Raw genomic sequence first — 7866 nt, forward strand, 5'->3', positions numbered from 1 at the left:
TAGCGTAATTCTTATGACTAAAACCAAAGAGCCTTTTGTTATAACAACAAGTCCACAAGTTCATAGCTATAAATTCACATCAGATACAGAATCATTTCATATAAAACTACTTGTAAATGAAAAGGACTCCTATTATATCCAAAAGGAAAGTATTGATAAACTTCAACTGAGTTTTGACGATCAGACAATACCGCTCAGGATTCAGGATATTAGGGTGTATGAATCAAATGATCAGTTTCTCGTTGATTTATCAGTTCAAATTGCATTTCATTCAAATGATTACTTGATTGAATACGATCATGCTTATCTTGATATCACATATACGAATAAAAACGCTATATCCCTCTACATTGGAGAATTCAATTACCTGTTTCAATCCACAAATACAAATGATTTAGACTTTATAAATCTAAGTGCTACATATCAAGAAGTGGATGGGGTAAACACTGTGAGTGGTATCGTTATTGATTTGGTAAACAAAACGGAAAACAATATCATAATTAAAGATATTGATATCTTAAGTAAAACAGTACATATAAATAATGATTATATTACCGAAGTCTTTACTGAAGTAGACTCGTTTAAACAAATCGATGAATTACTTGATTTAGAATATAGTTTCTTTGATTACGAACGAGATGATCTTAATTTATACTTACAAGCTCATGAAACAAAGAAGTTGCTAGCTCCTTTGGTCTATAACGGAGATATTACATTCATTCATAGGTTTGTTTTAGTATTCACATATATTGATGGAACCGAGGAAAAAACCTATGTAATAGATGATTTTCCTTATATGAATACATCTACATTCAATCCTGAGTATACGGAGAATTTGATATCGTATGAAATCGATTGATATAACATCAGTTACGAAAAACTATAAAAACCATGTAGTCCATCATGAATTTATAAAAGTATCTAAAAGAGTTACGATCATTAAAGGCCAAAACGGAAGTGGTAAATCGACATTATGTAAAGCCATTATGGCATTAATAAAGTATACAGGACAAATAAAATGTAGTGGAAGTATTGCTTATTTTCCAGAGTATCTTCAACTACCTCTAATTCTTAAATCAAAAACATTTTTAGAGTTAATGATTCCAATAACAAGGCATAATATCATGAAACAACTTATACATATGTTTAAGATGGATCAAAATCTTGATAAAGAGATTATAGAGTTGAGTAAAGGGATGAACTGTAAGTTAAGGTTGATTTACACACTATCATTGGATAAGGATATATATTTATTAGATGAACCCTTTAGTGGATTGGATATAGAAACAACCAAAACTTTAAAGAATTATATTTTACAATCAAATAAAATGTATATCATCAGTACTCATTTAGATGTTTTCACACAATCAAGCAGTCTTGAAGTAATAAATTTATGAAGAAAATGGTTGTGTTGTATATTGAAAGTATATTCAATAGAAAAGTTTTCTTAATCACATGTATAAACTTTGTTTTAATGAGTATGATTAACATCATCATTTGTGGAGTTAACTTATCTAAAAGTATTCAAATAGAGTATTCTGAAACATTGAGAATTGATTATCTATATCAAGGACTATTATTCATTAAATTAAATCTCTTTCTACTCATTATCATAATGGTCCATTCACTAAGACATACGATGTCAATTCTCATTCTTCATAGTATAGAGCAAGGGCGTAGAAAAGCCATATTGATCTATATCCTTAGCAACTGTCTTATACTTGTTATTCTGTCGTCTGTACTATATCTAATTTTTCTAGTGACAGGATACTATCTAACTGACTATTTCAGTTATGAGAATGTATTACTACTATATGTAAGATTGGTTATGTTTGTTGTCTACTATTATCTTTTACTCACGGTCATATATTTGTCATTTAAAACGACGTACTCGTTACTTACAATCTTTCTCGTTTATCTATTTACTGTACTTATGACCGGGTTCAATATTAATATATCTGAGAGCGTTACATTTACTAAGGTGATTCATCTTTATGTAAGCGATTTAGTATTAACCAGCAATTTAGAGTATACCTTTATGTATAGCGACTTATACCAACTATCTATAATATTAACTTTGTTATTTGTACTAGTTGTGCGATTTAGTAAGATTGACTTATTGTAAAAAGAGATTGAAAAAATCTCTTTTTTGTGATATAAAAGGATGATGACTGGAGTTGATAAATATGTGCGGTATAGTAGGATATTTAGGACAAGAAGATGCAAGAAATATAATATTAGAAGGATTATCAAGATTAGAGTATAGAGGGTATGATTCTGCCGGTTTAGCACTATACAATAAGGATACAAAAGAGTTTAAAATATATAAAGATAAAGGACGTGTTGCTCATTTAAAAAGCATCACTGATTTTTCATATAATACAGAATTGGGTATAGGACATACTAGATGGGCTACACACGGAGTTCCAAATCAAGTAAACAGTCACCCACATACATCAGGTGAAAGTAGATTTTTCATCGTCCATAATGGAGTAATCGATAACTACAAAGAACTTAAATCTAGTTATCTAGAAGAGTCTGTTTTTGAAAGTGATACTGATACAGAGGTAATCGCTCATTTAATAGAGAAATTCACTTTGAAAATGAGTGTTAGCGAAGCGATAAGAAAAACAATGAGTTTATTAGAGGGTAGCTATGCTATGTCGATAATAGATACAGCAAATGATAATAAATTATATGCAGCTAAACACAAAAGTCCCTTACTACTAGGTATTAGTGATAAAGGTATCATTGTAGCATCAGATCTAATGGCTTTGGTGGGATATAGTAAACGATATATCCCATTAGAAGATAAAAGCTTTGTAGAGATAGATAAAGACGGTTATAAACTATTTGATATTATCGGGAAAGAACTAGAACACGAAGTAAAAAAAATAGATGTAAATTATCTTGATATTGAAAAAGGTGAGTATTCACATTTCATGTTGAAAGAGATCAATGAGCAACCACGTGTTATCAGAAACATCATTCATAACTATTTTGAGGGTGATGAAGTAATACTAAATGGAAAAATAAGAGAAGCAATCGCTGAAAGCGATCGTTTATATATCATAGCAGCAGGAACAAGTATGAACGCAGGGTTTATTGGTAAAGAGTTATTTGAGAAAATGGCTGGGATTCCTTGTGAAGTACATATTGCGAGTGAATTCGCGTATAATATGCCGTTACTAAGTAAAAACCCATTATTTATATTTATATCTCAATCAGGTGAAACAGCTGATTTAAGAGCAGTACTTGTAAATATCAAGGCAAAAGGATATCGTTCATTAACAATTACAAATGTTAAAACATCAACATTAGCAAGAGAAGCAGATCACTATGTAGAAATACTAGCTGGTCCAGAAATAGCAGTAGCATCAACAAAAGCGTATACTGCACAAATTACGATTCTTTCATTACTTGCATATGGTTTAAGTGATAAACATATCAACTTAAGAAAAGAATTAAGTAAAGTCGCAATTTCAATTGAGAACATTATTGATAAACGTGATTACATAGAAACACTTGTAAAAGAGTACTTAACCAAACGTAATTGCTTCTACATTGGTAGAGGTATTGATTACTATGCAAGTTTAGAATCAAGCTTAAAACTAAAAGAGATTAGTTATATTCAAACAGAAGGCTTCGCAGCTGGAGAACTAAAACATGGAACAATTGCATTGATTGAAGAAGGAACACCAGTTATAGCGATTATTTCCCAAAAAAGTATTAATAAAAATACAAGAAGTAACTTAAATGAAGTTATTAGTAGAGGTGCGAATGCACTTGTTATTAGTACGAAAAGAGTTGCTGAAAAAACAGATCAAATCATTGTTGATGATGTCTATGAACTATTTAGTCCGTTATTAACAATCATCCCTTCACAATTTATCGCGTTTTACGCGGCATTACACAGGGGATACGATATTGATAAACCGAGAAATTTAGCGAAGAGTGTTACTGTAGAGTAACTCTCTTTTCAAACGATATTCATAACTTTTCAAAAAAATCATCTATAATAGATATGTTACTTAAGGAGGATTGCAATGGGCAAATATTTTGGTACAGATGGAATCAGAGGTCGTTTTGGTATTGAATTAACACCAAACCTGGCACTTAGAATTGGACAAAGCATCAAACAAATATTAAAAGAAGAAAAAGTTGTAATCGGGATAGATACAAGAGAATCAGGACATGAATTAATGTATGGTTGTGCAAGTGGGGCCCAAAGTTTAGGGGTTGATGTTATGCTTGCTGGAGTTGTTTCTACACCGCTTATTGCACATTATAGCAAGGAAAAACAAATCGTTGGTGTCATGATTACTGCAAGTCATAATCCATACCACGATAATGGAATCAAAGTATTCTATAAAGGAGATAAATTAACATTATCTCAAGAAGCAGAAATTGAAGCATTTTTAGATTCACCACGTGATTTTCAAGTTACAACACTTGGAAAAATGTTTGGTGGAGAAGAAGTGTTTGATTCATATTTAGATCTTATAGAATCTATGGAATTTGATCATATAGATTTAAAAGTAGGGTATGACAGTGCAAACGGTGCTAACTATCTTATTAGTAAGGCAATATTCGATGAATTAATCACAGAAAGCTATCAAATAGGAAATAAACCAGACGGTAAAAATATAAATAAGGACTGTGGTTCTACACATTTAGAAGCAATCAAAAATCTAGTGAAAGAGAAAAAACTAGATATTGGTTTAAGTTACGATGGAGATGGAGATAGAATCTTAGTCGTGGATGAAGATGGAGATGAAATAGATGGTGATTTACTAATCTATATCATAGCGTCGTACCTACAAGACAAGGGAGAACTAAATAAAAACACCGTAGTTCTAACTAAAATGTCTAATTTAGGTATCATTAAAGCATTTGAAGAACGAGGAATCAAAGCTATCCTGACAGATGTTGGAGATAAAAATGTACTTGAAGAAATGAACAAGAATGATTATTCTATAGGTGGAGAAAATAGTGGACATATTATCCTTAAAAACTATATCAACACTGGTGATGGGCTACTTGTTTCAATGGTTTTACTTAGAATTCTTCAGGAATCTAAGAAGTCATTAAAAGAGTTAACAGCTTCAATAAATATGTGGCCACAAGTACTATATAATATAAGAACTTTCAACAAAGAAGTAATAGAAGATAAACGTGTTTTAGATGTTGTTAACAGAATTAAAGAAGAACTAAAAGATAATGGAAAAGTATTGGTTAGAGCAAGTGGTACTGAACCTTTAGTAAGGGTAACACTTAGCTGTGAAACACAAGAACAACTAGATATATATATGGATGAAATAGTATCAATGATAAATATTGTCAAGGAGGAAGTGTTATGAAAAATTATGCGATTATTCTAGCCGCAGGTAAAGGGACTAGAATGAAAACTGAGTTACCTAAATGTGCATTCCCAATCTTAAAGAAACCTATGATCGAATACATACTAGATAACGTAGAGAAATCTGTAATAGATGATGCTACATTGGTAGTTGGACATAAAAAAGAAATATTTGAGGAAATGCTACAAGACAGAGTGAGTTATGCTGTACAGGCAGAACAACTTGGTACTGGGCATGCGGTTAAAGTATGTGAAGATATCCTTGGTGATAAAGAGGGAGAAACAATTATTATGCTTGGAGATATGCCTTTGGTAGATTACAAAGTTATCGACAAAGCAATCTCTTATCATAGAGATAGAGGTAACGATTTAACAATCGTTACTACTAAATACGACAAGCCTAAGGGATATGGACGTATAATAAGAAATGATTATGGAAATATCGAGGCAATTGTTGAACACAGAGATTGTTCAACAGAGCAAAAAAGAATCAAAGAAGTGAATACAGGAATTTATGTAGTGAACAATAAAAAATTGTTTAACGCAGTAAACAAAATTGAAGTAAACAAAAGAAAAGGTGAGTTCTACTTAACTGATATCGTTAGTATTATGAAAGACGAGGATTTGGTTGTAGGAACCATTGAATTATGGGACAGCGAAAAAGTAATGGGTATAAATGACTTATATACAGTATCAATTGCTGAACGTTATTTACGTGACAAAATCAATATGGAATTAATGATTAAAGGGGTATACATGATATCACCAAACACAATAACAATTGGAAATGATGTTTCAATTGAAAAAGGTGTTACAATATATCCAAATACATATATAACAGGTGGATCAGTAATTAAGTCTGGTGCTAAAATTGGACCAAACACTGAAATCCATACATCTATTATTCATCAAAATGTAAAAGTCAAACATAGTTTAGTTTATGATAGTGAAATTGGTAAAAATACTACAGTGGGGCCATTTGCTCATTTAAGAAACGGAGCAAACATTGGTAAAAATAACCGTGTTGGAAACTTTGTTGAAGTTAAAAACTCATCAACAGGTTCAGGAACAAAAGCTGCTCATCTTGCCTATATTGGAGATTCTGAAACAGGTAAGAACGTCAACTTTGGTTGCGGTAGTATCACTGTGAACTATGATGGTGTAAACAAACATAAAACAATCATCGGTGATGATGTATTTATTGGCTGTAATACTAACTTAGTAGCACCTGTTGAAATTGGAGACAATGTCTTTATTGCAGCGGGGTCTACAGTGACAAGAAATGTACCAAAAGGAGCACTTGCAATCGCTAGAAATAGACAAATCAACAAAAAAGATTACGCGATGAACTTAATCAAGCCAAAAGACGATAATTAATAGTTGACAAACAACTATATTATGATATTATATATATGCAACAAAAAAATGAATTCCGTGGAAAGAAGAGTACCCACTCTCACCTGATTGCTTAAGTGATAGGTTAAAGCTACTTAAAATTGAAAAATTTTATAGTGTGGGTACGTAATGTACTCGCACTTTTTATATACTTTCCATACGGTTAAAATCTATTAGGAGGTGTAACCTATAAACAAACATAGTCGAGAATTACCAAAAAAGAATAAAGATGCAAACTTACTAAACGAAGGTATTAGACATCGCGAAGTAATGGTTATTGATGGTGAAATGAAACAAGTAATGAACACTAGAGCCGCTATAAATATGGCGTATGACAAAGGTTTAGATCTAGTATTAGTTGCTCCAAACGCTAAGCCACCAGTTGCGAAATTCATGGACTACAACAAGCATAAATACGAACAACAAAGAAAACAACGTGAAGCTCGTAAAAATCAAAAAGTAGTATCTTTAAAAGAAATAAGACTTTCACCGAAAATTGATATTGGAGATTACAATACAAAATTAAATCACGGTAGAAAATTCTTAACACAAGGTAACAAACTTAAAATCTCTATCAGATTTAGAGGTAGAGAAATGGCTTATACAAACAAAGGTCGCGAAATAATCTTACGATATGCAAAAGATTGTGAAGATATCGCTACTATTGAAGCTAGACCAAAACTTGAAGGTCGTAACATGCATGCTGCATTAACGCCTATTAAAGAGAAATAAACCACAATAAGGAGTGAATCAAAATGCCAAAAATGAAATCTCATTCAGGTACTGCAAAAAGAGTAAAAAGAACTGCATCAGGTAAGCTAAAATTTAAAGCTGCTTGGGGTCATCACTTACTGAGTGCCAAATCGAAAGCATCAAAAAGACGTCATAAAAGCGCGAATTTCATGTCTGCTAGTGACTACAAAAGAATCAAACAACAAGTTGCTAACATTAAGTAACATAAACAATTAGGAGGAAACAACAATGCCAAGAGTTAAAGGTGGAAACGTCGCTAGAAAAAGACGTAAAAAGATATTAAAATTAGCCAAAGGTTACTTTGGATCAAAACATTTATTATACAGAACTGCTAATGAGCAGGTAATGAAATCATTATC

General features: G+C 31.7%; 8 protein-coding genes and 1 other annotated feature. All 8 genes read left to right on the top strand.

Annotation, left to right across the window (positions count from 1 at the left end; translation table 11 throughout):
* The coding region (locus AC2LE6_RS07735; protein WP_484478692.1) for a hypothetical protein at nt 1–859 on the top strand (859 nt) is incomplete at its 5' end.
* On the top strand, nt 846–1397 hold the full coding sequence (locus tag AC2LE6_RS07740; RefSeq protein WP_484478693.1) for an ATP-binding cassette domain-containing protein: 552 nt from the start codon (nt 846–848) through the stop codon (nt 1395–1397). The genes AC2LE6_RS07735 and AC2LE6_RS07740, both read left to right, overlap by 14 nt.
* A 789-nt stretch (nt 1398–2186) precedes the next feature.
* Nucleotides 2187–3971 carry a glutamine--fructose-6-phosphate transaminase (isomerizing) gene (glmS, locus tag AC2LE6_RS07745; protein ID WP_484478694.1) on the top strand — a complete coding sequence of 595 codons (1785 nt, stop codon included), beginning with the start codon at nt 2187–2189 and terminating at the stop codon, nt 3969–3971.
* 75 nt (nt 3972–4046) lie between these two features.
* Complete coding sequence (locus AC2LE6_RS07750; protein WP_484478695.1) at nt 4047–5360, top strand: phosphohexomutase domain-containing protein; 1314 nt, start codon at nt 4047–4049, stop codon at nt 5358–5360.
* Entirely contained in the window at nt 5357–6736 is a 1380-nt protein-coding gene (gene glmU, locus AC2LE6_RS07755) for a bifunctional UDP-N-acetylglucosamine diphosphorylase/glucosamine-1-phosphate N-acetyltransferase GlmU (protein ID WP_484478696.1), read from the top strand. Before AC2LE6_RS07750 ends, glmU begins: the two co-directional genes overlap by 4 nt.
* Before the next feature lie 56 nt (nt 6737–6792).
* Nucleotides 6793–6907 (top strand) — a sequence feature (ribosomal protein L20 leader region).
* A 36-nt stretch (nt 6908–6943) separates the two neighbouring features.
* Nucleotides 6944–7486 (top strand): translation initiation factor IF-3, encoded by a 543-nt coding sequence (gene infC, locus AC2LE6_RS07760; RefSeq protein ID WP_484478698.1) that lies wholly within the window; start codon nt 6944–6946, stop codon nt 7484–7486.
* Between the two features lie 23 nt (nt 7487–7509).
* Complete coding sequence (rpmI, locus tag AC2LE6_RS07765; RefSeq protein WP_484478697.1) at nt 7510–7710, top strand: 50S ribosomal protein L35; 201 nt, start codon at nt 7510–7512, stop codon at nt 7708–7710.
* Nucleotides 7711–7735: 25 nt separating this feature from the next.
* Nucleotides 7736–7866: 50S ribosomal protein L20 (locus tag AC2LE6_RS07770; RefSeq protein ID WP_484478699.1), on the top strand; the 131-nt coding region annotated here is incomplete at its 3' end.

The sequence above is a fragment of the Candidatus Izemoplasma sp. genome (assembly GCF_982632705.1).